Raw genomic sequence first — 25,305 nt, forward strand, 5'->3', positions numbered from 1 at the left:
GGACGTGCCGCAACGTATTTTGGTTCTTGGCGCCAGTGGTTACATTGGTCAACATCTGGTGCGGGCGCTCAGCGCGCAAGGGCATCAGATTCTGGCGGCGGCACGTCGCATTGAACGGCTGGAAAAACAGCAACTGGCTAACGTCAGTTGTCATAAAGTCGATCTCAACTGGCCGGATAATCTGCCCGCGCTGCTCCGCGAGGTCGACACCGTCTATTATCTGGTGCATGGCATGGGCGAAGGCGGCGATTTTATTGCCCATGAGCGCCAGGTTGCGATGAACGTGCGCGATGCGCTGCGTGAAGTACCGGTCAAACAGCTCATATTCCTCAGCTCGTTGCAGGCGCCGAAACATGAGCAGTCTGACCATTTGCGCGCCCGGCAGTTAACTGCGGAGACGCTGCGCGAATCCGGCGTGCCGGTGACTGAACTGCGCGCCGGCATTATCGTCGGCGCAGGTTCAGCCGCCTTCGAAGTGATGCGCGATATGGTCTACAACCTGCCAGTGCTGACGCCGCCTCGCTGGGTGCGCTCCCGAACCACGCCCATCGCGCTGGAAAATTTGCTGCATTATCTGGTGGCGTTGCTGGATCACCCTGCCCGCGAGCACCGGGTTCTCGAAGCCGCCGGGCCGCAGGTCTTAAGCTATCAGGAGCAGTTCAAGCACTTTATGGCCGTCAGCGGCAAACATCGCCTGCTGATCCCCATCCCTTTTCCGACCCGCTGGATTTCAGTCTGGTTTTTAAATGTCATTACGTCCGTTCCGCCGACCACGGCAAAAGCGCTGATCCAGGGGCTGAAACATGACCTGCTGGCCGATGATACCGAACTGCGGGCGTTGGTCCCCCAGACGCTCATCTCCTTTGACGATGCCGTGCGTCGCACGCTGAAGGAGGAAGAAAAACTGGTCAACTCCAGCGACTGGGGATACGACGCCCAGGCGTTTGCCCGCTGGCGACCAGAGTATGGCTATTTTGCCAAACAGGCCGGATTCACGGTTAAAACCTCCGCCAGCCGGAAAGCCCTGTGGCAGGTGATCAACCGTCTCGGCGGCAAAGAAGGCTATTTCTTTGGCAATATTCTCTGGAAAACGCGTGCGGCAATGGATCTGCTGGTGGGGCATCGGCTGGCAAAAGGCCGACCTGAACACGCGCTTCTTCAGACCGGCGACACGGTGGACAGCTGGAAAGTCATCATTGTCGAGCCGGAAAAGCAGCTGACCTTACTGTTTGGCATGAAAGCGCCGGGCCTTGGCCGTCTGAGCTTTACCCTTGAAGATAAAGGCGATCACCGGCAAATTGACGTGCGCGCCTGGTGGCACCCGCACGGGATGCCCGGCCTTTTCTACTGGCTGCTGATGATCCCGGCGCATCTCTTTATTTTCCGGGGCATGGCAAAGCGAATCGCCCGGCTTGCAGAACAAATCACAGATTAATCATAAAAACATACTGTATTCTTTCATGTTTCCCATTGCATACCGACGTAATTCACGGAAGAATGCGCACGAAGTTCTATTAACCACAGTGGATTGATATGAAGGTACTGGTTACCGGCGCCACCAGCGGCTTAGGTCGAAACGCGGTTGAGTTTTTGCGCAATAAAGGCATCAGCGTCAGAGCTACCGGTCGCAATGAAGCGATGGGCAAGCTGCTGCAAAAAATGGGAGCGGAATTTGTCCATGCGGATTTGACCGAGCTGGTCTCTTCGCAGGCAAAAGTGATGCTCGCAGGCATTGATACGCTGTGGCACTGCTCCAGTTTCACCTCGCCGTGGGGAACCCAGGAAGCCTTCGATCTGGCGAACGTCCGCGCCACCCGACGCCTCGGCGAATGGGCCGTCGCCTGGGGCGTACGTAACTTTATTCATATCTCCTCTCCGTCACTCTATTTTGATTATCACCACCATCGCGATATCAAAGAGGATTTTCGTCCGCACCGCTTCGCCAACGAATTTGCACGCAGCAAAGCGGCCGGTGAAGAGGTGATTAACCTGCTGGCGCAGGCCAACCCGCAGACGCGTTTTACCGTCCTGCGCCCGCAAAGCCTGTTTGGCCCACACGATAAAGTCTTTATTCCGCGTCTGGCGCATATGATGCACCACTACGGCAGCGTTCTGTTGCCGCACGGCGGCAGCGCGTTGGTGGATATGACTTATTATGAAAATGCCGTCCATGCGATGTGGCTGGCAAGCCAGGAAAGCAGTGACAAGCTGCCTTCTGGTCGGGTCTATAACATCACAAATGGCGAACACCGGACGCTGCGCAGCATTGTGCAAAAGCTGATTGATGAATTAAACATTGATTGCCGAATCCGTTCGGTTCCGTATCCGATGCTGGATATGATCGCCCGCAGCATGGAGCGTTTCGGCAATAAATCGGCGAAAGAGCCGACGCTGACGCACTACGGCGTTTCCAAGCTGAATTTCGATTTTACGCTGGACACCACGCGCGCCCAAGAAGAACTGGGCTATCAGCCCATCGTCACGCTGGATGAAGGCATTGAGCGTACCGCCGCCTGGCTGCGCGATCACGGCAAGCTACCGCGCTGACCGGCGCACAGTGAACACAAAAAACGGCAACCATCAGGTTGCCGTCAGATCGTTGTTGTACCGGATGGCACAATAGATACGACTCACCCGCCGCAGGCCCGATAAGCCTTCGCCATTGGGCATTTCAGGCGTTGTCGTTTTATATTGTCATTACAGCGCGCTCCACGCGTCAGACCATGCCAGACCCGCGCCGGGTTCATAATAGGCCGGCGCCGTATTACACCAGCCGCTATACGGGAATGGTTTGCACTGGAACAGCTTACCGTGGTTATTCACGATATCGCCCGCATTGTACTTGCTGTTCGCGCTCCATGCCGGATACGAACCCGAATCGCCGTCGTCCTGAGATGGCGTTGCCGCTTTCGCTTTCACGTTGAGCAGATAAGAGGTGGTGCTGCTCAGCTCACCATCACTGACGGTCAGACTCACCTCGTACTGCTGAGCGGTCGCCGCTTCCGGCGCGGCGAAGGTTACGACCGCTTTGTCTTCGCCAGACACGGTCTGACCATCCTGAGCACGCCAGGTGTAGGTCAGCTTGTTGCCGTCTTCGTCAGTCGAACCCTCCGCGCTCAAAGAGACCTGCGCCCCCGCATCTACCGCGCCAATCGGCCCTGCGATATGGGCTACCGGCGCATGGTTAACGGTGGTCGGCTCTGCTGGCGTTTCATCCGGCACTGGCGCAGGTGCGGGCGTATCATCAGCCGGTGTTGGCGTTACGGGCTCTTCATCCGGTTTAGTCGAAGAACCGTCATCATTAATGATGTTCACATTGTAGAAATGCTGTACACATTTCGTGTAATCCCCCTCTTTAAACGCGCTGAATGGCGTCTGATAACCCACCAGTTGGCAGGCATAGGTTTTGCCGTCCGGCGTATCCGAACTCCATCCCCAATCTTGTTCCCAGTAGATCTTCAATGCGCCCGCGCCGCCTTCATCGAACTGCTTCATGTTGGCGCAGCCCAGCACTTCATCTGCCGGAACCGGTACTTTCAGGTAGTTAGCGAACTCTTTGTAGTATTTGATACGGTTCTGCGACTGCGCGATTTCCGTCGGGCCGCCGCATTCAACGCCGCCGTTGATAATCTGGGTGGTGACGCCAAAGCCGGGCACCAGACCGTTAGCCTTATCGTGCGCGTTCGGCTGCCAGGTGCCATCGATGACCTGCAACATGCTAGGTTTCGGCGGCTGCGGGTAGGCGAAGAAGAAAATAGCGCTCGCCAGGTTCAGCCAGGTATCGGCAACCAGCTCCGGTTTATCCAGCAGCGTGCGAACGTCACCATACATCGCTTCGGAGAACGGCCCGTAGTTGTAGTTATAGGACAACTGTTTCGCACCGCGGCCAAAGTAACTCAGGAATTCGCCATCTTTGTCTTTGCCGCACGGCCAGGTTTGCCCCTGCCAGACGCTCGGGTTACATTCGCCGTTATAGCCACCTTTCTGCCCTTCGCTCCAGCCCATTTCACGCACATATACCAGCGCCTGACGCCATTCGGCCTCTGGACGCCAGCTCTCATGGCCGCCGGTTTCCTGCGCAAAGTGGGCGAACATCGTTGCCAGCTCTTTGCGGCAAATCGCATCACTGTCGCGACCATCGTTATAGGTCTTACACAGCGCCGGGAATTTGCCGACTGCTTTCAGGAAATTGCTGTAGGTATATTCTTTAGCACGCAGCGGGAAAAGATATTCCCAGTCGCTGGCTTTGATGATCCCCTCAACGCGTTTGACGTTTTCCGGGTTGGCGGCGCGACCGGGTTCAATGAGTTCTACCTGGGCATTATCCAGCGTCTGGATCGTCTCTTTCACCGAAGCCATCAACGGGAAATTTGTCAGCTCCTGCTCCTTTTTCGCCAGATCGCTGGCTTTTATGGTGTAAGGCTCACTGCTGCTGGCCTGCAATGTATTTGCTTGCGCCATAAACGGCACCGTACAGGCACCCGCAATGAGTACACTCAATAATGTCCTTTTGCTCATTTCAATTTTTCCTTTATATACAATAATGATTAATTCAAATTCTGCGTTGTCCATTAACAACACGAATAAACAAACGTCAGAACCTGGGGTTTTACTTTTCGAAGAACACCAGCAGGAATTCTTCAAAAAATAAAAGCGGCTGGATTTATTTATATTGCGTGGTCATTTTTATACGCTGGTATGTTTCCCAGACTTTATGCGCGTAAATCATGCGCTGCGGGTAATTCTCTTTTTTAACCCCGGCGTTATATGCGCCTACCGCCTCCCAGTTATAACCATATACTTTGATCATATCGGATAAGATCGACGCGCCGACCATAATAGATGTACAGAGTTCCAGCATCAGTCGATACTCATCAATGCCACGGCGTTTCAGCGCTGAAAAATGCGAGCTATTTATTTGCATCAACCCGACATCTCTTGTTCCGTCGTGGTTTCGTCCTACCGCATAGGGATTCATGCCAGACTCAACTTGCGCAATGGAAAATAATAAATACGGGTCAACATGATAATAATTTGCGGCTCTGTCCCAGCAGTTGGCAAACGCGCTTTGGCTTAACATCAATAACAACAAAATTAAACGTTTCATATTTTTATCCGGTTGTCGGGGTGATCTGCTCCTTGTTCGTTATGCACATTATTTTTTAGAGATGGCCGCCCCCAGACAGGGGCGGCTACCCTTCGCGGATAGATAACGTATCCGCATTATTAAGGTAAGAGGATTATTGACAGTCTGCGGCGGCGCCTTCTTTCACCCACACATCGCTGTTGCCGGGTTTATCACCCTGCGTCCACCATTTGGCGCGGTATACAGACCCCTGATAGGTGGTAGTCTCACCGCCGTTGTAAACCACATCGGAACGCCAGTTGAATTTCACCTGGCTGACCAGTTCCCACGCGTCCACGCCAAAGCCTGGCTGATTGCCCTGCGTCCAGTACTTCGCTTTCCACACCAGGTGATCGAAACTCACGGTATCGCCATTGTTGTAGATTTTGCTGGCGTCCCATGCCGCGTAGTGGCTGGCATTGGCATCAACCGGGCTGTCGCAACCGCCGGTTGCCGCGCCTTCATCAGACGGCGTCGTCCCCTCATCGGCTGGCGTGGTGCCTTCATCAGACGGTGTCGTCCCTTCGTCGGACGGCACCGGCGCTGCTTTTGGCGTAACGTTAATCTGCACGTTGGACTGCACGCTGGTTTTACCATCGCTGACCACGACGCTGACGGTGTAAGTCGAGGCGGAGCTCACTTCCGGCGCGGTGATGGTCACGCTGGAGGTGTCCGTCCCCGTCGCGTTCATGTCGCCCGGTACGCTCCAGGCGTAGGTCAACGCGTCGCCATCAGGATCGGCAGCCTGCGCATTCAGCGTGTAGGTTGCGCCTGCTTCAAGCGACACCGTTTCCAGCGGATTCACAACCGGAGCCTGGTTCGCTTTTGGCGCTTTGTTCACAACCTGAACGTCAATGGCGTTACTCAGACCTTTCGCATCGGTAACGGTCAGACGGAACGCCAGATTCTGATTGCTGGAGACGGCGGCGACGTTAAAGCTCGCTTTCGCGCTGGTGCTCTTGTTCAGCGTTACGGACGGACCGGAGATCTGCGTCCACTTATAGGTGATCGCATCGCCATCCGGGTCGGTAGAGGCAGAACCGTCCAGCGTGACCGTCGCCGGGCCGGTGACGACCTGGTCAACTGCGGTCGCGACTGGCGCATGGTTGGTTACAACCGGCTCAACCGGCGTAGAACCCCCACCCAGCAAGCTTTCGTTCATCGCGTTCAGAATGTCGCCGTTATCAGAGTCGATAGACCAGGAGAACAGGCCGCCGAGGTTGTTAGCCAGGACGTATTTACCTTTCGCCGCCGCAGAGCGGGCGTCTTCATAGGTAATCAGGTCGCCGGTGGATTTATTGAAAATATACGGCGCTTCCGCCGCAGCGTCGTAACGGTATTCCCAGCCTGGTTTACCTTTGTATTCGTTAACAATCTGACGATAATCAACCACGCCCGGCTCCCAGGTGCCTTTCACCGGGCCGGTAGCCGTACCGGTAAACGGATTGTCGCCGGTATAGCCATGCACGCCAGTCCAGCCGCGGCCATACATCCCCGCGCCCACCACGATTTTGCCTGGCTGCACGCCCTGCGCCAGCAACGCATTGACGCCATTTTCCGTGGTATATTTGGTGTCCGGTTTCCACTCTGCGCCGTGCAGCGCCGCCTGGTGCCCCAGATCGGTGTTGCTCCAGCCGCCGTAGAAGTCGTAGCTCATCAGGAAGATGTGATCCATATACTGCTGCGCCTGGGCGTAGTCCACGTCTTCGATTTTGTCCTGACCGGAACCGATAGCGGAGGTCAACTCGTAAGTCCGACCGGTTTCGGCAGACAGTTCGTTAAGCATAGTGCGCAGATCGTGCATCAGTGCCGTGTAGGTCGCTTTATCCTGCTGCGGGTTGCCCAGCGTTTCATTCTGACCGCCGCCGCCCGGGAATTCCCAGTCAATATCTACGCCGTCGAAGAATTTCCAGGTCTTCAGGAAATCCTTAACGGAAGCAACAAACCGCGCGCGAATCGCGCTGTCATGCATCTGGAAAAACGGATCGGAAAGCGTCCATCCCCCAACCGATGGCAGGATTTTCAGATCCGGGTGCGCTTTTTTCAGCGCCATCAATTGACCGAAGTTGCCTTTATACGGGTCATCCCAGTTAGAGACGCCAGCCTGCGGTTTTTGCAACGCCGCCCACGGATCGTGGATCGCCACGGTATAGTCCTGTCGGCCATTACAGGCGCGTTTCAGCGCTTCAAAACTGTTGCCACCTTCGATGGATTTCAGGCTGTCATTGATGCCGTCGCCGCCGCAAATGGGAATAAAGCCGTACAGGATATGGTTCAGGTTAGCCGCCGGGATCTTATCCACCGGGAAATTACGGCCATACACGCCCCATTCCGGGAAGTACGCGCCCACCACTTTATCGGTATGCTGAGCAAACGTTTTATTGTTTTCCTTCATGGTGGTATTCAGCGGCAGCAGATGGCTACCGTCGGTATCCGCCACAATAATCAGCTTGCTGGCGCTTTTCGTACACCCGCTGGTATTACATAATTCAACCTGCTCCTGATAACGACCGCCTTTTTTGACTTTGAAGGTCGCAGAACCGGCAGCGCTACCTGCGCCAGACCATACGGTCTTACCATCCAACAGCACTTTCGCGGAGGTCGGCGCATCGCCGCTCCAGACGTTCCATTCCACCTTGACGTCCACGCCATCGTTATGAACTTTCACCAGGTTGTTATAATCCTGCGCAGCCTGATCCACTTCCACAATGGCGAATTTATCATTGCCGCTGGTAATAGACGGCGTACCCGGCGCAGCGGCAAAAACCGGACTTGTCGCTGCTGCCACAAAAAGTGCCAGATATTTAGGCTTCATAAATTTCATTATTAATTCCTGATAATTTTATTCGTGAATATTTAACAGCCATGCATTCCTTAGAGCATGGACGAATTTCAAACAGCAATTTATTTAAGACAACGGAAACCAACCCATTATAAAAATGAAATAATCTATTTCGCTTTACGCTCCTCCCTAAAATGGCATAAGCATTAATTCTATTAACTTATGCGACAATGATAATCTGGAAAATAAATAAGTTCCCTTTATTCCCTCGGCGAAAGAATTTAAAAAAACACTTGACCAGCCGCGTCAGAATGTGAATTGCAATGTCTGGAAGATAAACATCGCCATTCCCGAAAAGGCCAGACAGGGACCAAAAGGAATTTGCCCCGCTTTATTTACGCCAGAGTAAAAAAGGCCATACAGCACAATACCGCTTAATGCCGCAACCAGAATTAATAACGGTAACGCCTGCCAGCCGCACCACGCCCCCAGCGCCGCCAGTAGCTTAAAATCGCCCTGTCCAAGCCCTTCCCGCCCCGTCAGCAGGCGAAAACTCCAGTACACCAGCCACAGAATGAGATACCCTGCAACGGCGCCATATAACGCGCTCGCCAACGGCATCGTGTGGAAAACGCAATGCAGCAGCAGCCCAGCCCACAGCAGCGGCTGCGTGAGACAATCCGGCAACAGCATATATTTCGCATCAATCATCGTGAGCGGCAGCAAACCGCACCATAAAACCCACAGCGCGATCAGCGTGACAAAGGAAGGGAGCGCCGCCGCCGTTGCCGCAAAAAAAAGCGCACTGGCTAACTCCACCAACAGCAAGCGCAGGGGAATCACAGACTGGCAATGGCGGCAGCGACCGCGCAGGCAGCACCAGCTCAGTAACGGAATATTTTCCCACCAGGCCAGTTGATGCCCGCAGTCCGCGCAGTGCGAGGCAGGAAAAAGTAAATTCCCCGCCCCTTCCTTTTCCATCACCATTGCGGGAACGCGCTCGCTGACTACGCCAAGAAAACTGCCGAGGATTCCGCCCAGACAGGCGCTCATTATGCAAAACCCAATCGGCCAGCTTTCCCGAAACAACATGATCGTATTCATGCGTTTTTATTCCAGCTTAGCGTAATATTGGCTTTCACGTCGCTTTGACGATCGACCGGCTGCAAATCCATTTTTTGCAACTGAACGCCGGACGTGATATTCACTTCACGTAGCCAGTTTTTCAGTTCATAAATATTGACCTGTTCAACAACAAAAGAGAGTGAGCGTTCATCCTGACGAATATCAGACAACGCGAGATGGATCTCTTTCGCGCTCTCTTCAATAACCGTTCGCGGGTTGTTCGTTTTTAAGACTTTCGCCTGTAAATGATTTTTATCGATTTCGTCCCGCATCCAGCGCAGCGTCTCTTTTTGCCGCATTAACGTGGACTGGCTGTTTTGAATCATATGATCCAGCGGAATAATGCCGCCGTAATAAATTACCGCGCAGCACATCGCCGCCGCACATAGCGTAATAAGACCACGCTCGCGATCGCTGTAGTTTTGATAGCGTGCTTTTAATTGTGCAATTCGCTCTTTCATTTATATTTCCCCGTCACGATCGCCGTATAGGGTGACTGGTTCGAAACCGGTTGTAACGCAAAGTCAAAATGGGGAGTGGCCTGCGTAACGAAATCCTGTAGCGCCTGCGCGTTCGGCGAGGCCGCATTCAGCGTCAACACATTCTGCGCGTTGTCATATTCCACTTCATTTATCTCAATAGCAGGCACAGACTGTTTAACCTGTTCCAGCGCCTCAAGTTGCAGAAAAATACCTTTGCTCTGTTTTTTAATATTCTGACCAAAATGGTATTTGATATTGGTTTTCTGCCGCAGACTCGGGAAATAGTGTTGAGCGACCTGGGCAATCTCGGCCTGTACCTGATTTTCCTGCTGAACCAACATCCATGCCATTGCCACGCGCGGGCCAATCAGCAACCCCATCGACAGCAGCGCAGACACCGCCATTGCTGTCCTCAGATGACGAAATCGCCCCACCTCTTTGCCGCAGGCGGCAAATGCGCCATGCAGCATATTGGCGCGACACGCTTTCCATTGCGGCTGAATCAATACCAGCGGATGCTGCCACGGCAGTTGTTCAGTGACATCGATACCCGCAGGCGCTTCGCCGTAGCAGCGCACTTCGCCATCGCCGCCTTGCGCCAGCAACAGCGGCAGCAGCGTAGCATCCGCTTCGCAGGCGCCGAACGGCGGAAAGCGCAGCCACCAGCTTTCGTCACAGGAAACCAGCGTACTGCCGCCTTCGTTTACCGGCAGCAGAATGGCGTCCGGCAATACCTGAATCACCTTCAGTCCGGCCTCTTCGCACAGCGCAAGCCAGCGCTCAAAGCAGGTGGCGTCAATAGCCACGGCATCCACTTCCCGCCCTTTTTTCCGCAATACCGTCCAGTGCAGCGAGTCCACATCGCCGATCAGCGTCTCTTCCGCCAGCCATGAAAACGGTGTGGAGGCCGTCGATAACCCTTTTTTGGGCAGGGTAAAATGACGGAACACCATCTCACTGGCGGGCAACAGCAAACAAACGCGTGTCGCCAGGGGATTTACGGCAAGCGTTCTCAGCGCATCCCGGCTTTCCAGCGTTGCCACCTGCTGGCTACCGGAGACGCACCACTCGATTTTCCCGTCCACGTTTTCATCGGGACGAATAAAAAGTACCTGTTTCATAGACTATGACTTTTCTTATTCAATCATTCGGTAACGGCGTTGCCAGGTTCTCACCTCGCCAGAGTCACGATCGACATGAATCTGGCTGACAACGCGCAGCGTTAAATCATCAGTATTACCGGTACTCTCGACCCGGAAATAGTGACTGTTCACCGCAACAAACGCCTGCATCTGCGCGAGGATCGCTTTGCTCTGCGGATAGTTTGTTTCGAGCGTTTTACTGAACGCGTCAACCGACGCCCACCCTTCTTCCGGGCGCGAGGCAATCAGCCGTGCTGCGTCATCCTCACTTAACGTCCCCGCAGACATCGCAGACAACAGCGGCGCCTGCCCGGGCTTCAGGGTATTCACATCCACTTTGCTCTCCGTATCAGGCAGCGCGCACAGCACCTTGCTGACGCGGGGATATGCCGCCACCGGAAAACCCGGCAACCGTTTTATCTCGCTGATGGTGCGCATCATCTGATTCGCAGGAAGGCGCTGCGGCGTCACGCCCGCCCAGGCATCGCTTTCCAGAGCCTCTTTTGCGGTTGTGCTGTCAGCGTCCAGATAATCCACCAGTTGTTGATAAACCTCTTCCGCCGCTGCCGTACTGATGCCGCTGTCGATCAGCAACTGTTCAACGATCTGCTCTTTCACCGGCTTTGTCGGCTGCGCGGCGGCGCTATCCGCAGGAGGCGCAGGGTCAATGGCCAGCAGACTGTTCACGTTAAAGCAGGTCTGGGCGTCCTCAATCTGGCTCACGACGGTATAGTTCTCACCCTGAGTTTCCAGCGGTTCGTGCCACGCGCCTTCTGGCGACAATCCATTGCTCTCACCGCTGGCGTCGGTTTGCAGACGATCTTTTATCGCCGCAGCCTGGCCTTGCATCGCCCAGCGCAGCTGCTGCTGACTGACCTGATAGCGGGTTTTCTGCAAATTTCGGCAAAACTGCTGACCGATCTTTGCCGCCAGCGCTGACATCATCACCAGCAAAATCAACACCACCAGCAGCGCGACGCCGCGCTGTTTTTGCGCCGATTGCGTGTTCATTGCTGTTCTCCACCGCGTGCTGGCGGAACCGATGCCGTAACGTCAGCAGGCGTGGGTTGTGCAGCCTCAGCGCTTTCGTCTTTCTTTGCTCCCTGGATTTCCGGCATGTCTCCCGGCGTCATAAACACCCAGCGCCAGGTATCCCCGTTTTCCATCGTCAGCGTCAGTTCGGCGCCTTCCGGCTGATGGGCGGTTTCAACCCATGTCGTCTGCCAGCCCTGTCGCCAGAATCGCCACTTCATCGCTTTAACGTTGCTTAAAATCGGTACTTCTTCTGGACTCACGTCAGCCGGACTATCAATGTCAGGCCAGACATCACGCCACAGGCGATGCGCCTCCAGCCGCCAGCGCACGCGTTCCAGCTGAATTTGCCCACTGACGCCGCTTACCGTCGTCAGCTCAACGGCATGTTGATCCAGACGGAACACATCCGTTTCATTGCGCGGCGCGCGCGGCTGGAGCTGAGAGAAATCGCGCTCCAGCAGGTTACAGGCTCGCTGAAGCTGATTAAGCGTCGTCGCAGCAGCATCCGTTGCCGTGGTGGTGCGCATCGCGCCGTCAAGGATTTGCCAGGCAAGGGTGCTGATCACGGCAAAAATCGTCAGCGCAATCATGATCTCCAGCAGCGTAAAACCTTGCTGGCGACGGAGTGGCGTATTCATTTGCGCTCCTTCGGCGGGACAACCCGCAGCGTGATGACCGGCTGGCCCTCTTCGCCTTCGGCATACACCTGGACTTCATCGGCAAACGCCTTGTCATCGGTTTTCACCCGCTGTTTTCGCCAGTTCCAGTTGCGTCCACCCATCGTTTCACTGCCTTCTTCAGCGACGTCGGGAAAAACGCTTTTTGCAAGCTGCGCTTGCGCGAGCTGGTTTTCCGCAACCCAACTGGCCTGTAGCGTATCGGCAAGACCGTGCGTAAAACGCACATTCAGCGAGACGGAATTCATCAACGCCAGCGCGGCGGTAGAAAAGATCACCAGCGCCACCATGACTTCCAACAGCGTCATGCCCTGTTCTTTCGCTTCCGGTTTAGTCATTGTTCTCTACCAAAACGGGTGAAGCGCCCTGCGACACCACGCGGAAATGGTGCTGTTTGTCATAGCTCTGCAACGTCAGCGTGAATCGGCTAATTTCCCCATCCGGTAAAAAGAGCACCTGCGGATCGGCATCAGGCGTGGCCGCCAGACGCTGGGGAGCGAGCGAAACGTGCATCTCTTCAGGAAACTGTCCGTGGGTGAAAATACGCCCGGCTGTCAGCGGCGCCCAATGACGCCCGCCGTTTTCCCCGGCCCACTTCACCAGCTGGTATTCCGTTGGCGTCATCACCAGCCCGACTATATTTCCGTCCATCACTGCCCGATCAGAACCATATTCAACGAGGGATTGTAATTGCTGGCCTAATATATCTGCGCCGCTGCGTGAGGGTATTGTCGAAACCACCATCATGGCGCAGCTGGCAAAAATAACCAGCGCCAGAATAATTTCCAGCAATGTAAATCCACGTTGCTTATTCATTACTTATCTTTTTTATCTAAAGACCAGTTCGTTATATCATCGGCGGTATTCGCTTCACCATCCGGGCCGGAGGAGAAAACATCTACCGCGCCATGTTCGCCAGGGCTAACCAGAATGTAATCATTTCCCCACGGGTCCTGCGGCAGACGGCGAATATAACCGTCAGCACGATAGCCGTTGGGAATCGGCGCGATCTCCGGCTTCGTCACCAACGCCTGCAACCCCTGTTCGGTGGTTGGGTAGCGATGGTTATCGAGCTTATACATATCCAGCGAGCCTTCCAGTGCGACAATATCGCTGGTCGCTTTTTGCGCATCCGCTTTCTCTTTATTCCCCATCAGATTCGGCACCACCATGCTGGCCAGAACACCAAGAATAACGATGACCACCATTAATTCGAGCAAAGTAAACCCGGCCTGACCTTTCAGGCTATTTTTTTTCACAGACATAATTAACCCACCATATTATTGAGCTGAAGAAGCGGTTGTAATATTGACAGTACGATAAATAAAACCACCGTCGCCATCGTCACCACCAGCGCCGGTTCAAATACCGACAGCGTTAATGTAATGCGATGTTGTAATGCCGACTCCTGGTTTTCGGCGGCGCGATCCATTAATGAACCGAGTTCGCCGCTCTCTTCGCCAGAAGCAATCATATAAAGCATGGTTGGCGGAAATAATCTGGCCTGCTCCAGTGCGTTATATAATGACGCGCCCTGACGCACGGTATCCGCCGCCTGTTCCAGTACCTGACGCGCATACAGATTCTCAATACCGTCCATCGCGATATACATACCTTCCAGCAACGGCACGCTACTGGCTTGTAAAATGCTCAGGGTGCGGATGTAACGGGCACTGTTTATTGCACAGACCAGTTTTTTCAGCGGCGAACGGTTCACCAGCCAGCGGTGATATGCAAAACGATGACGCTCTTTTTTAAGCCAGGCGTTAAAAGCGATAAACGATCCGACAAGGCCGCCGCCGATAACCATTCCGTAAGCCTGCAAAAAATCGCTGACCGCAATCAGGGTACGGGTGGTGACGGGCAACTGCTGCTTCATATGCACAAACTGTTCGATGACCTGCGGCACCACCGCCACCAGCAGAATGGAGATAACCGCAATCGCCACCACCGTCAGGGTGATGGGATAGACCATCGCCTGCGACAGCTTGCTTTTCATTTTCTGTCGCTGTTCGTTGTATTCAGCCAGCTTTTCCAGCACGCCGCCGAGATGCCCGGTCTTTTCCCCTGCCATCACCAGCGTGCAATAGAGCTTGTCGAAAGTACGCGGAAACTGGCTGAAAGCGTCGAAAAGCGTGTGCCCTTCCACCACTTTATCGCGGATCTCACCGACCATCACCGCCAGCTTTTTGTCTTCCGTCTGCTTAGAAATCGCCTTCAGCGCACTCTCCAGCGGCAGTGCGGCATTAACCAACGTCGACAGCTGGCGGGTAAACATTGAGAGCACCGGTGTCGAAAGTTTTGCGCCTTTCTGAGCCCCCTTTCCGGCGGCGCGCTCGCGGGTGAGCGTAATGCTGATCGGCATCAGCTTCTGTTCGCGCAGCGTCTGGCGCACCTGCTTTGGGCCTTCAGCCTGCAAGGCGCCGCGCCGGGTTTTCCCGGCGGCATCCGTAGCCGTCCATGCGAACCAGGCCATTATTCGTCACCTCCGCGCTCGGCGGTAACACGCATCACTTCCTCCAGCGAGGTGACGCCGGAGATCACCTTCAACAAACCATTTTCCCGCAGGCTGTAGGCCTGCTTAAACAGCTGAGTTTCAATCGACATTTCGTCTTTATCTTCATGAATAGCGCGGCGCATCGCGCTGTCCACCAGCAGAAACTCATGAATACCGGCGCGTCCCTGGTAACCGCTCTGGCGGCACTGTTCACACCCCACGGCGCGATAAATCACGTCGGGGGGGCTCTCCATAAAGCTGAACAGCGGTTTTTCATTATCATCCAGCGGACTGACGGCGCGGCAGTGAGGACACAGCCGACGAACCAGACGCTGGGCAATGACGCCAAGCAGCGATGAACCAATTAAAAACGACTCCAGCCCCATATCGCGCAACCGGGTAATCGCTCCCGCCGCGCTGTTGGTATGCAGCGTAGACATGACCAGATGGCCGGTAAGCGACGCCTGAACCGCAATCTGCGCGGTTTCGCCGTCACGAATTTCACCGATCATCACCACATCCGGGTCCTGACGGAGGATCGCGCGCAGGCCTCGGGCAAACGTCATATCCACTCGCGGGTTAACCTGCGTCTGCCCCACGCCTTCCAGTTCATATTCGATCGGATCTTCAACGGTAAGAATATTGCGTTCATGGCCGTTTAGCGCCGAGAGGATGGCGTAAAGCGTCGTGCTCTTACCGGACCCGGTCGGCCCGGTCACCAGGATAATCCCATGCGGGCGGCCAATCAGTCCTTTGAGCTGTTCCAGTTCTTCGTCGATCAGCCCCAGCTTATTGATATCCGGCTTCAGGTTGCTTTTATCCAGCAGACGCATGACCACCCGCTCGCCATACTGCGACGGGATGGTTGAGACACGCACATCCACCGCCTTACGCCCAATGCGCAGGGAGATGCGACCGTCCTGCGGCAGGCGTTTTTCGGCGATATCCAGTTTAGACATCACCTTAATCCTCGATACCAGCAGCGGCGCCAGCTTACGCGCGGGCTGCAATACAGGACGCAGCACGCCATCAACGCGAAAACGGATACTCAGCGTGCGCTCAAAGGTTTCGATATGGATATCCGACGCGCCATCCTTCACCGCCTCGCCAAGAATGGCGTTAATCAGACGGATAACCGGCGAGTTTTCATCGTTATCCAGCAAATCCTCGTTATCGGGGATCTCCTCGGTTAACGCCATCAGATCGATATTGGCATCCATATCATCAACCAGCTGCTGCGAAACACCGCTATTCTGCTGCCAGATTTTAGCCAGCATCTCTTCAAACGCTTCTGGCGTTAATGTTACCGGCATAAAGGCACGCCCCAGCACGCGACGCATCTCCAGCAGGGCAAACGCGGGCGCATCCTCACGGATATATACGTCGTTGTGATAAAGCAGCACACCGTTGTCTTTTGCGAAGCTGCTGCTGCACAAATTTTTGCTTAATTCATCCACGCGACACCCCCGGCTTACTCTTTAAACGGATTGCGCGACGCCGTGGCTGGCGCAGCAGTGCTGGTGTTTACGGGCGACGGGAACGCGGGCAGAATGGCGTTATCACCCGGCTCCAGGATGCCCATTTTTTTCTCCTCCATACGCTGCTGCTGGCGCGCGCGCACCTGGTCGTATTTCTCTTTCGACGCGGCGCTGTAGTTGTCGTCATCGCGCAGAACGGTGGTATGGATAAAGACCATCAGGTTTCGTTTGGTGGTATCCTGCGAGGTGTAGCGGAACAGTTGCCCCACCAGAGGAATATCGCCAAGCAGCGGCACTTTCGACACATTCTGTTTGGTGACATTTTCGATAAGCCCTCCCAGCACTACCGTCTGCCCGCTATGAACCATCACTTCGTTATTGATCGTGCGGGTGTTAAAGGTGGGGCCTAAAGACGAATCCTCCGTCGAACTGGCGTCCACGCTGGAAACTTCCTGCTCGATCTTCATGTGGATCATGTCGCCGTCATTAATCTGCGGCAGGATCTTCAACTTCGTCCCCACCGTCTTACGCTCAACGGTGTTAAAGACGTTGTCGCCCGTCGTCGTCTGCGAACCAGAAAGCACCGGCACATCCTGACCAACGTTAAACGACGCTTCTTTGTTATCCAGCGTCACCACGCTCGGCGTGGAGAGAATGTCGTTTTTGCCGTTGGTCGACAGCGCCGTCATCAGCGCGCCGAAATCGCCGTTAAAGAAACCTGTCGCCATACCGGTAAAATTCACGCCTTTTATCGTCCCGTTCTTAACCTGGCCGATCGGCAGACCGGTTGCGCCAAACTGTACGCCGCCGTGTTTGCTCGTCCACTGCACGCCGAGATCGGTTCCGGCGCCATCCTGCACTTCAGCGATAATGGCTTCCACCAGTACCTGGGGACGGCGAATGTCCAGCTTGTCGATCACTTTCTCAAGCGAGTTCATCACGTTCGGCTGCGCGGTGATCACCAGTGAGTTTGTCGACTCGTCGGCAGTAATATTCAGATCGGTCGCGGCAACCGGCGATTTACTTTTCGCCGCGCCCGGCTTGTCCTTCATCTGCTCTCCAATGCCCGTTAACACCGGCACCACTTTGGCGGCATTGGCATATTTCAGGTAGAAGACGCGGGTATTCCCCTCGTTATTCTGCTCGCGATCAAGCTGCGCTATCAGCGTGCGGGTACGCGCCCGCGCTTCTTCGCTGCCGCTAATGACCAGGCTATTCGTCTCCTCATCCGCCACCACTTTGGTCGCCAGTTGCGGTGCGTTCTGCCCTTTTTGCTCTTCGTTGTTGAGGTTATTCAACATATCCGAAAGTTCCTTCGCGGAGGCGTAATGCAGCGGAACGATTTCGCGCCGCTGTACGCCGGAACGATCGACGCGCTGAACCAGATCGACCAGGCGGTTCACCACCGAGGCTTTACCGGTGAGCAGCAGGACGTTCGACGGCTCAAAGTGCACCACGTTGCCGATACCGGTCGCATCGTTCAGCTGGCGCAACAGCGGCGCCAGTTCGCGTACCGGTACATTTTCCATCCGCACGACGCGGGTAATAACTTCATCCCCTTTACCGGGATTTTTGCTGTCGGCAATCGGCGTTCCCGCGGTTCTCGCAACGGATGAACGAACCACTTTCACCATGCCGTTATCCATCGGAATCACGGAAAGTCCGTACAAATCCAGCACGCTGAGGAAAAACTGATAGTATTCATCTTCGGTCAGGACGTTATACGTCCGAACCGATACGGTTCCCTGTACCGACGGATCGACCAGAATCGTTTTATTGAGATTACGACCAACCGTATCAATAAACTCACGAATATCAGTATTTTTAAAGCTGGCGCTAAAATTCGCCGCAAAGAGCGAACTGGAATATAACGCCAGAGTTGTCAGCGCCACGCACGCCCACGGAAATTTCTTCATGGCAATTCACTTGTTAGTTGTTTAAAACATTGACCTGAATATTTTCCAGGTGAGCGTGACGTCTTACGACTACCGCCGCTTCTTTCATTTTTGACCAGCCAGCAATGATGCTTTTCGCCTGTTCTTCTTTCGTCATATCGGTACTGTTCACCTTCACAACCACATCGCCCTTCTCCAGCCCACTGTTCTGAAAGAAAGACGAAGCATTGCGCGGGTTGATTTCGTACCCTTCCAGACGACCTTTTTCAATAAACGGTTTTAGCACCAGGACATCATTAAGATGCAGGCTCTCTGCACCGGCATCATTTGTCGGTTTTTGTAGCGGGCCGCTTTCAACACCGCCTCTGAAATAATCAGGTTTCTTTAATGCCAGTACCTGCGTAGTACCTTCATAATTAACCACCACATTGTCGTTATTGATCTCCTCAATACAGGCGTTACTCACTCCCACGAGGCTTTCGCCTTCGCGATAACTTTGCTGTCCCGCAGGCGTTTTAATAACGGCAAACGATAGCCATTTTTCATCGCTGCTGACGATGCCTTCAATCTCGGCAGAGAGCGGCGATTTAACCGCTGCTGGCGTATTTCGCTGCCAGACGGCAGGTTGAAAAAGCGCAAATGACTTTTCTTTTTCGTCATTTTTACGCACGTTAATTTTTCTGTTATTTAACTTGTTTGTAACCTTATTATAGTTTTTAAAAACGACATACCCTTGATGCCCGCTGAATATCAGTAAAACAAACATCACGCAGGGTGCAATCAATCGGGAGAAAAGCTGCATCCTCATTATTTAAATGCCTTTAATAAAGCTAAATTTCGCAGCACCGGCTGCGCCAATCGGTGCGGCAAATAGTAATGAGCGGCAAGAAAGTCGACCACTCGCTTTCCCGGCAACTTTATTGCAGAAAAACATTGACGATTTCACTTACTGGTGTTAGCGAAAATAATCAGAGTAATTTTCTCCTGTCCGGTATTTGCCCGAATAAACCCGCTCAATTATTTTTAGCGCAACGTTTCCAGAAGCCAGAAAGTACAGCGAGACACCATGTATCAGCATCATTTTAAATTTTCCGCTCAGCCGTTTGGCAAACTCACCCGGCGAACGGGGGAGTTTTTCGTTCATTATCATCAGGACATCTTTTCCCTGTTGCAGGAAAAGACCAACGTGCCCGGCATCATCGGTCTGTTTTCTGACGAACCTGAATTAGACAATGCCTTTGTGGAAAAACTGCGTAACGGCGGCACACCTGCGCTGGCCATTAACGCCTTCCCCAAACTGAGCGCCAGTACGCTGCTCTATAAACTGAACCCTGCCGTTAAAGAGGGTAAAAACAAAATTTATGCCATTGATGCCATTTTGCGCCAATGGCATGAGGAAACGCCTTCGCATAATAAAAAAGGCAAACTGCTGATCCTCTCCACGGCACAAGCCATGAAAGATAATTGTTGGGATGTTCTGGGGATGTTGCTGACGCGGGCGCAAGAGCTGAACTTCCCGCTCACGATTCTTCTGACCGGCTCTCCCGATCAGAAATCCCGTCTTCTGGATCATTCTGGTTTACAGCCCCGCGTTCATACCTGCCTTGCGCTACGTTCGCTGACCTGCCGTGAATATCTCGACTACGTCGGGGCACAGATGGACGAACAAAACGTCGATACCTCGCCACTGACGCCCGCGCGGGTGCGCAGAATGCATGCGCTGACCAAAGGCCGCGTGACCGGACTCAATAAACTGGCGCATCTGGCGCTGCTTGCCGCATGGACCGAGCGGGCGATACAGGTTTCCCCACGCCATTTACGCCTGGCTGCCGGTGAACTCCTGCCGCCCACGCCGCGCGGTAAACGCCTGGCAACCGCAGGGCTGTTTGCCTCCGTCCTGTTCGCCTGCTGCGGCTGGTACTTTTCCGGCGCGATCGCGTCTCGCCTGCCGCAACAAGTGCCGGTTCCGGCCAGTTGGAAAAAGACGCTGCCTGAGGCGACTGCGCCTGTTATGCCCACCATTGAAAATGAGGTGGTTAATCAGTCGGACGCCATGCATCAGCTCTATCTTATGTGGGGTTATGATGCTTCCGCGAACGATGCGCTATGCCAGAACGCAGCGCGAGTGAACCTGATGTGTCGTCAGGGGAATACGTCTTTACAGGCGCTGGAACAGGAAGGTTATCCGTGGGCAGGAGAGATCAAAACGGGTAATCACCTGAATTACGCCGTCGTGGCCCACGTTGATAAACAGTCGCTCGATCTTCTGATCAATAACCGAACCTGGCAGGTAAGCAGACACTGGTTTAATCAACACGCCACCGGAAATTACACGCTTTTGCATCGTTTAACGCCGCAAGGGAAAGATGAGATTAGCGCGACCAGCGGCGATAAAGACCTGGCGTGGCTGGATCAAACGCTAAGCCAGACGTTGAATGAACCGCTGACCCACTCGCGAAGCTGGACGGCTGAACTGGCAAAACGCACCCGTGAATTTCAGGGTAAGGCAGGACTGCATGTCGACGGCATCGCCGGCGAAGAGACGCTGATGCAGTTAATGCGCGCAACCAACAGCGTTCCGGGCGTACTGGCGCAAACACTAAGCCAGAAGCAGGAACATAAAACGCAAGGGAACACGAAATAATGTCCACCATTTGCCTTGCTGCACAGCGCAGTTTCACGACGGGAGAAGCGGTCTATTTTGCCTGGCGCCTTCCGGCGCCCCAAAAAGTGCTGTTCCGCGCCATGATGTGGCTGCTGACCCTCTGCACGTTTATTATTGCCGGACTGTATGCCCATATTTACTGGAACTGTCAGCATCCGACGCCTGAGCCGAAACCGACAAAAGTGGAAAACCCGGATACCCGGCTTTCTGAGATGCACTATGTTTATATTTCGAAGCCATTCCCGCAGCCAGCCCCCAAACCGGCCCCTGCTCCCCAGGCGTTACCCCCATTGCAGGATGAAGCGCCGGTAAGTCAAGACAGCGACTGGCGGCAAGCGCCGGAAGGCGATCTCTCGGATCGGGCATTGCCCGGCGCGGAAGAACAGACGCCATCGTTGAAAGCGCGTTTCCTGCAAGCGTTACAGGAGCAAAAAGAGGACTATCAGCAGGGAAAAATACCGGAACCGCCCGATGATTGATGACGCAAGAAAACATCATTACGTCTTAATGCGCTCCCCAAAGGCCTCCGCTTCATTAGCTGAAGAGGAGACAATGGGAAATGTGATTAATATTTTTCTGGCAAGGTCGTCATCGACATTAATCGGCTTTTCTCAATGACAATATAGTTTCCTTTTTTAAGGTCAGAGAGAATTTTGATGATCGTACTGCGGGCAAAATTCGTATACTCCTGAATATAGTCGTATACATTGATGTCACGGTTATGGTGAATAATCAGCTCATTAATTTCGATTAAAAATTCACGAATAACAGAGTAAGCGCTACGGGCAACCAAAACATCATCACGTTTGCTAAGCAGGCAAATATACCATGACAGCACCCTGGTGAGATCTGGCCATAAACTGTGTTCAGTCAACAGGCGCATAAACTCATCTTTTTTGATTGAGCGCACGACGGTATTGGTACGAGCAAGCCCATACATATGCAGAGAACCATAAAATATGGCAGATAACCCAAAGATACACTGCCCTTGCAGGGTAAACATACATAACTCATCGGAGGTACGGCGAAATTCAACGTCTCCGCTCACGATAATATGAATATATTCCGAGTCACTGGTGGTGATTTTCTGCCATTTTTTTAAGGTTTTTTCTTTATAACCTGACGTTAAAGAAATAATACGTTCCATTTCATGATGCGGACGAATTTTCTTACCGTAAATGCTTAACATATTATGCCTTTCAAAGAATATTGATTTAAATTTAATGACAAGCGACGAGTGATAACCTCAGCTTAATGTCACTCACTGATTCAACCTGGTTAAAAATAAAATTAAGCAAAAAAAAGATTGTGCGCGCTAAGTTTCACGACTTTTAGCGTATAAGAAATATCTTCCTGATAAAATCAATCATAGATGAGGGGAATTTAAAGTCAATTAACCATAGATTAATTTGATTTTTATCCAAAATGAATTTCGATGAAAATAAACAAGTTAACTGACTTTTATCACGACGCCAGCGCCATTAATTCTGGCCATATTTTTCCAGTAACGCATTAGCAATCGCTTGCGTTTGCGCATCCGCCACCCCGTTCCATAACGCCGGGCGGAAATGCATCTGGAACGCCATGATCACCCGCTGCTGTTCACGCGCGGTCATCTCCGGTTTGACCTCGTAACCATAACGCGAAAGCAAGTCGAGCAATGATGCGGGATCGACTGGCGTATTGGGCGCGCGTCCCGCCAGATAAAACACCACGCGCTGTTCATCAGGCCAGGCGCCAATGCCCTGCGCCGCCAGATCGCGCCAGGGGAACAGAGGGCCGGGATCGTCTTTACGCTGCGGGGCAATATCCGCATGCGCCACCACGTTTTGCGGCTTAATGTCGTAGCGGGCAATGATCTCTTTCGCCAGTGGGATCAGGGCCTGAATTTGCGCAGGTTCAAACGGGGCGAAGTATTTCATTCCCGCCGACTTTTGCCAGCCGCGATTTTCCAGTTCGATACCAACGGACGTGTCGTTGATGCGCGTTGCGCCGCGCCAGAAGCTGATGCCCGCGTGCCACGCCAGATCGTGCTCTGGCACCAGTTGCCAGATACGCGGCTTGCCACGGTGAAGCGGCGGTACAGCAGGAATTAAATAGTGCGAGCTGACGTTTTTATCCGTTAACGCCGCCAGAGAGGTATCAAAGTCATCCGCCGTGTAGTGGATGACCAGGATTTTGATGCGCGGGTACGCCGCCTGTGCCTGATGACGGGTATCCAGCTGATACCCGTCTTTATCAATAATCCCTTTCTCGCCCGCGCACCCGGTTAACAGAAGCGCGACGACCAGCCAGAGCAGGCGTCTCATCGGCGCGTTTTTACCGCCGTCCCGCTGACGCTCACCATCAGCATACTGCTGTCTTTGCCTACGGTCTCATAGTCAATGTCGATGCCCACAACCGCATCCGCACCCAGCGCTTTCGCCTGTTCGCCCAGTTCCTGAAAAGCGATTTCACGCGCTTTACGCAACTCTTTTTCATAGGAACCCGAACGTCCGCCAACGATATCGCGAATACCCGCGAAGAAGTCACGGAAAATGTTGGCGCCCAAAATGGCTTCCCCCGTTACCACACCGCAATATTCCACGATGTTTTGCCCTTCCAGCGTCGGGGTTGTCGAAAACTGCATAGCCGATCTCCTTGTTTACCTAAGCACTCGATCTCAAACGCATTATCAGACCGATACGCTATCATTGAAAAGATATAATTGATTATCGTAGATCGCTTTTTGGCAGATCGCTTATAAGGAAATCACTATGCGCTACAGCAAACTCTCTCTGCTCGTCCCTTGCGCACTGCTGCTCAGTGCCTGCACAACCGTCACTCCTGCTTATAAAGACAATGGCCCGCGCAGCGGGTCGTGCATAGAAGGCGGGCCGGACAGCGTGGCTCAACAATTTTATGACTACCGCATTCAAAACCGTACTAACGACATTACCGCCCTTCGCCCTTACTTAAGCGACAACCTGGCAAAACTGCTCTCTGACGCCAGCCGTGACAGCGAACACCGCCAGTTGATGAGCAGCGACCCGTTCTCCAGCCGCGCCACCTTCCCGGATAGCGCCAGCGTAGCCAGCGCGTCCACCATTCCTAATCGCGACGCCCGCAACATCCCGCTGCGCGTGGAGCTGAAGCAAGGCGACCAGACCTGGCGCGACGAAGTGCTGATGATCCATGAGGGTCAGTGCTGGGTTATTGATGATGTACGTTATCTTGGCGGCAGCGTCCACGCGCCAGCCGGTACGCTGCGCCAGTCCGTCGAAAACCGCTGATCACCCGACAAAACGTCGATAAATCATAAGCCCCACAAATTGTCTGGCATTCTGCATAGAATGCCGACAATTATTCTTGCCGCCTACCTCCCCCGCTATTTTGTGCTATGTTTATTGAAGAATGTGGTTTGCATTTAACTTTTAACGCATAAATATTGCATAACTATTCTGTCAAAGGTACTATCTGCGGCCTCAACATACACAAAATCATTCATGATGCGTCGAGGCGGCAAGTGACTGGAGTGACAAATCTGTCAGGAACAGATTTGAACGTCGCGAGCAACGGTCCGTAAGGGCGAGTCTCAGGGTGAGACGAGTCACTCAGCAGCCAACAAAGAGGCAGCATGAAGGATGACGTGTACAGTTATCAGACTGCCAGCATACGAGAATCAATGAGTATTCAATTAAACGGCATTAATTGCTTCTACGGCGCGCATCAGGCGCTGTTCGATATCACGCTGGATTGCCCTCAGGGCGAAACGCTGGTGTTACTTGGCCCAAGCGGAGCGGGTAAAAGCTCGCTGCTGCGTGTACTCAATCTGCTTGAGATGCCGCGCTCCGGCACGCTCACTATCGCAGGAAATCATTTCGACTTCACGAAAACGCCTTCCGATAAGGCGATTCGTGAATTGCGCCAGAACGTAGGCATGGTTTTTCAGCAATACAATCTCTGGCCGCATCTCACGGTACAACAAAACCTGATTGAAGCGCCCTGCCGCGTGCTGGGTCTGTCAAAAGACCAGGCGCTGGCGCGTGCCGAGAAACTGCTGGAACGTCTGCGTCTGAAACCTTACAGCGATCGCTATCCTCTGCATCTTTCCGGCGGTCAGCAACAGCGTGTGGCTATCGCCCGTGCGTTAATGATGGAGCCACAGGTGCTGCTGTTTGACGAGCCAACCGCCGCGCTGGACCCGGAAATCACCGCGCAAATCGTCAGTATTATTCGTGAACTGGCGGAAACCAAAATTACCCAGGTGATCGTCACTCACGAAGTAGAAGTGGCGCGTAAAACCGCCAGCCGGGTGATCTATATGGAAAACGGTCACATCGTCGAGCAAGGGGATGCGAGCTGCTTTGCAAACCCGCAGACCGATGCATTCAAAAACTATTTATCTCACTAAGATTCGGGA

At 53.6% G+C, this 25,305-nt stretch carries 24 protein-coding genes; 6 read left to right on the plus strand and 18 right to left on the minus strand.

Translation table 11 applies throughout. The annotated features are described in order from the left end of the window. The first annotated feature begins 4 nt into the window (after window positions 1–4). Window positions 5–1,435: an SDR family oxidoreductase gene (locus tag OGV79_RS07860; protein ID WP_286468211.1), complete on the plus strand. Its 1,431-nt coding sequence runs from the start codon at window positions 5–7 to the stop codon at window positions 1,433–1,435. Between the two features lie 98 nt (window positions 1,436–1,533). Beyond that, entirely contained in the window at window positions 1,534–2,547 is a 1,014-nt protein-coding gene (locus OGV79_RS07865) for a 3-beta-hydroxysteroid dehydrogenase (protein WP_012133064.1), read from the plus strand. Between the two features lie 150 nt (window positions 2,548–2,697). Here the strand turns inward: OGV79_RS07865 and OGV79_RS07870 are convergent, their stop codons facing one another. The 15 genes from OGV79_RS07870 to gspC all read right to left on the minus strand — a co-directional run bounded on the left by OGV79_RS07870 (window position 2,698) and on the right by gspC (window position 19,004). Beyond that, window positions 2,698–4,518, minus strand: coding sequence for a glycoside hydrolase family 19 protein (locus OGV79_RS07870; protein ID WP_286468212.1), 1,821 nt, complete (start codon window positions 4,516–4,518; stop codon window positions 2,698–2,700). Window positions 4,519–4,663: 145 nt separating this feature from the next. Further along, window positions 4,664–5,107, minus strand: coding sequence for a type III secretion system invasion protein IagB (gene iagB, locus OGV79_RS07875; RefSeq protein WP_286468213.1), 444 nt, complete (start codon window positions 5,105–5,107; stop codon window positions 4,664–4,666). A 133-nt stretch (window positions 5,108–5,240) separates the two neighbouring features. After that, window positions 5,241–7,949, minus strand: coding sequence for a glycosyl hydrolase family 18 protein (locus OGV79_RS07880; RefSeq protein ID WP_012133067.1), 2,709 nt, complete (start codon window positions 7,947–7,949; stop codon window positions 5,241–5,243). A 264-nt stretch (window positions 7,950–8,213) separates the two neighbouring features. Next, window positions 8,214–9,011: a prepilin peptidase gene (locus tag OGV79_RS07885; protein ID WP_114848464.1), complete on the minus strand. Its 798-nt coding sequence runs from the start codon at window positions 9,009–9,011 to the stop codon at window positions 8,214–8,216. Beyond that, the gene (locus OGV79_RS07890) at window positions 9,008–9,493 is read right to left on the minus strand and encodes a type II secretion system protein M (RefSeq protein ID WP_286468214.1); all 486 of its coding nucleotides are present in this window, start codon (window positions 9,491–9,493) and stop codon (window positions 9,008–9,010) included. The genes OGV79_RS07885 and OGV79_RS07890 overlap by 4 nt, the downstream gene beginning before the upstream one ends. Further along, on the minus strand, window positions 9,490–10,635 hold the full coding sequence (gene gspL / locus OGV79_RS07895) for a type II secretion system protein GspL (protein ID WP_286468215.1): 1,146 nt from the start codon (window positions 10,633–10,635) through the stop codon (window positions 9,490–9,492). The genes OGV79_RS07890 and gspL overlap by 4 nt, the downstream gene beginning before the upstream one ends. Window positions 10,636–10,650: 15 nt before the next feature. Then, entirely contained in the window at window positions 10,651–11,667 is a 1,017-nt protein-coding gene (gene gspK / locus OGV79_RS07900; protein ID WP_286468216.1) for a type II secretion system minor pseudopilin GspK, read from the minus strand. Next, window positions 11,664–12,329 carry a type II secretion system minor pseudopilin GspJ gene (gene gspJ, locus OGV79_RS07905; RefSeq protein ID WP_047457854.1) on the minus strand — a complete coding sequence of 222 codons (666 nt, stop codon included), beginning with the start codon at window positions 12,327–12,329 and terminating at the stop codon, window positions 11,664–11,666. Before gspJ ends, gspK begins: the two co-directional genes overlap by 4 nt. After that, window positions 12,326–12,706, minus strand: a complete 381-nt coding sequence (gene gspI / locus OGV79_RS07910; protein WP_104868858.1) for a type II secretion system minor pseudopilin GspI — start codon at window positions 12,704–12,706, stop codon at window positions 12,326–12,328. Before gspI ends, gspJ begins: the two co-directional genes overlap by 4 nt. Then, window positions 12,699–13,184 carry a type II secretion system minor pseudopilin GspH gene (gene gspH, locus OGV79_RS07915; RefSeq protein WP_012133074.1) on the minus strand — a complete coding sequence of 162 codons (486 nt, stop codon included), beginning with the start codon at window positions 13,182–13,184 and terminating at the stop codon, window positions 12,699–12,701. The genes gspI and gspH overlap by 8 nt, the downstream gene beginning before the upstream one ends. After that, window positions 13,184–13,633, minus strand: coding sequence for a type II secretion system major pseudopilin GspG (gene gspG, locus OGV79_RS07920; protein ID WP_012133075.1), 450 nt, complete (start codon window positions 13,631–13,633; stop codon window positions 13,184–13,186). The genes gspH and gspG overlap by 1 nt, the downstream gene beginning before the upstream one ends. A 2-nt stretch (window positions 13,634–13,635) precedes the next feature. Beyond that, window positions 13,636–14,844: a type II secretion system inner membrane protein GspF gene (gene gspF, locus OGV79_RS07925; RefSeq protein ID WP_104868859.1), complete on the minus strand. Its 1,209-nt coding sequence runs from the start codon at window positions 14,842–14,844 to the stop codon at window positions 13,636–13,638. After that, window positions 14,844–16,322, minus strand: coding sequence for a type II secretion system ATPase GspE (gene gspE, locus OGV79_RS07930; protein ID WP_114848469.1), 1,479 nt, complete (start codon window positions 16,320–16,322; stop codon window positions 14,844–14,846). Before gspE ends, gspF begins: the two co-directional genes overlap by 1 nt. 14 nt (window positions 16,323–16,336) lie before the next feature. Then, window positions 16,337–18,259, minus strand: coding sequence for a type II secretion system secretin GspD (gspD, locus tag OGV79_RS07935; RefSeq protein WP_114848470.1), 1,923 nt, complete (start codon window positions 18,257–18,259; stop codon window positions 16,337–16,339). Between the two features lie 13 nt (window positions 18,260–18,272). After that, window positions 18,273–19,004 carry a type II secretion system protein GspC gene (gene gspC, locus OGV79_RS07940; protein WP_047463719.1) on the minus strand — a complete coding sequence of 244 codons (732 nt, stop codon included), beginning with the start codon at window positions 19,002–19,004 and terminating at the stop codon, window positions 18,273–18,275. 300 nt (window positions 19,005–19,304) lie between these two features. Between gspC and OGV79_RS07945 the strand changes: the two genes are divergently transcribed. Then, window positions 19,305–20,882 (plus strand): ExeA family protein, encoded by a 1,578-nt coding sequence (locus OGV79_RS07945; protein ID WP_286468217.1) that lies wholly within the window; start codon window positions 19,305–19,307, stop codon window positions 20,880–20,882. Next, complete coding sequence (locus tag OGV79_RS07950) at window positions 20,882–21,382, plus strand: type II secretion system protein GspB, cryptic system variant (RefSeq protein WP_071259573.1); 501 nt, start codon at window positions 20,882–20,884, stop codon at window positions 21,380–21,382. Before OGV79_RS07945 ends, OGV79_RS07950 begins: the two co-directional genes overlap by 1 nt. Before the next feature lie 86 nt (window positions 21,383–21,468). Here the strand turns inward: OGV79_RS07950 and OGV79_RS07955 are convergent, their stop codons facing one another. The 3 genes from OGV79_RS07955 to OGV79_RS07965 form a co-directional block, all read right to left on the minus strand. Next, complete coding sequence (locus OGV79_RS07955) at window positions 21,469–22,092, minus strand: helix-turn-helix domain-containing protein (protein ID WP_012133085.1); 624 nt, start codon at window positions 22,090–22,092, stop codon at window positions 21,469–21,471. Between the two features lie 292 nt (window positions 22,093–22,384). Further along, window positions 22,385–23,212 carry an N-acetylmuramoyl-L-alanine amidase gene (locus OGV79_RS07960; protein WP_286468218.1) on the minus strand — a complete coding sequence of 276 codons (828 nt, stop codon included), beginning with the start codon at window positions 23,210–23,212 and terminating at the stop codon, window positions 22,385–22,387. After that, window positions 23,209–23,532 carry a heavy metal-binding domain-containing protein gene (locus tag OGV79_RS07965; protein WP_012133087.1) on the minus strand — a complete coding sequence of 108 codons (324 nt, stop codon included), beginning with the start codon at window positions 23,530–23,532 and terminating at the stop codon, window positions 23,209–23,211. The genes OGV79_RS07960 and OGV79_RS07965 overlap by 4 nt, the downstream gene beginning before the upstream one ends. A 127-nt stretch (window positions 23,533–23,659) precedes the next feature. On the opposite strand from OGV79_RS07965, the gene OGV79_RS07970 reads away from it, so the two are divergent. Both OGV79_RS07970 and artP read left to right on the plus strand, forming a co-directional pair. Beyond that, window positions 23,660–24,175, plus strand: a complete 516-nt coding sequence (locus tag OGV79_RS07970) for a lipoprotein (RefSeq protein WP_104868864.1) — start codon at window positions 23,660–23,662, stop codon at window positions 24,173–24,175. A 392-nt stretch (window positions 24,176–24,567) separates the two neighbouring features. Continuing rightward, complete coding sequence (gene artP / locus OGV79_RS07975; protein ID WP_024130493.1) at window positions 24,568–25,296, plus strand: arginine ABC transporter ATP-binding protein ArtP; 729 nt, start codon at window positions 24,568–24,570, stop codon at window positions 25,294–25,296. Window positions 25,297–25,305: the final 9 nt, after the last annotated feature.

Origin of the sequence: Citrobacter sp. CK185 (genome assembly GCF_030333565.1) — a bacterium.
Taxonomy (GTDB): Bacteria; Pseudomonadota; Gammaproteobacteria; order Enterobacterales; family Enterobacteriaceae; genus Citrobacter_B; species Citrobacter_B koseri.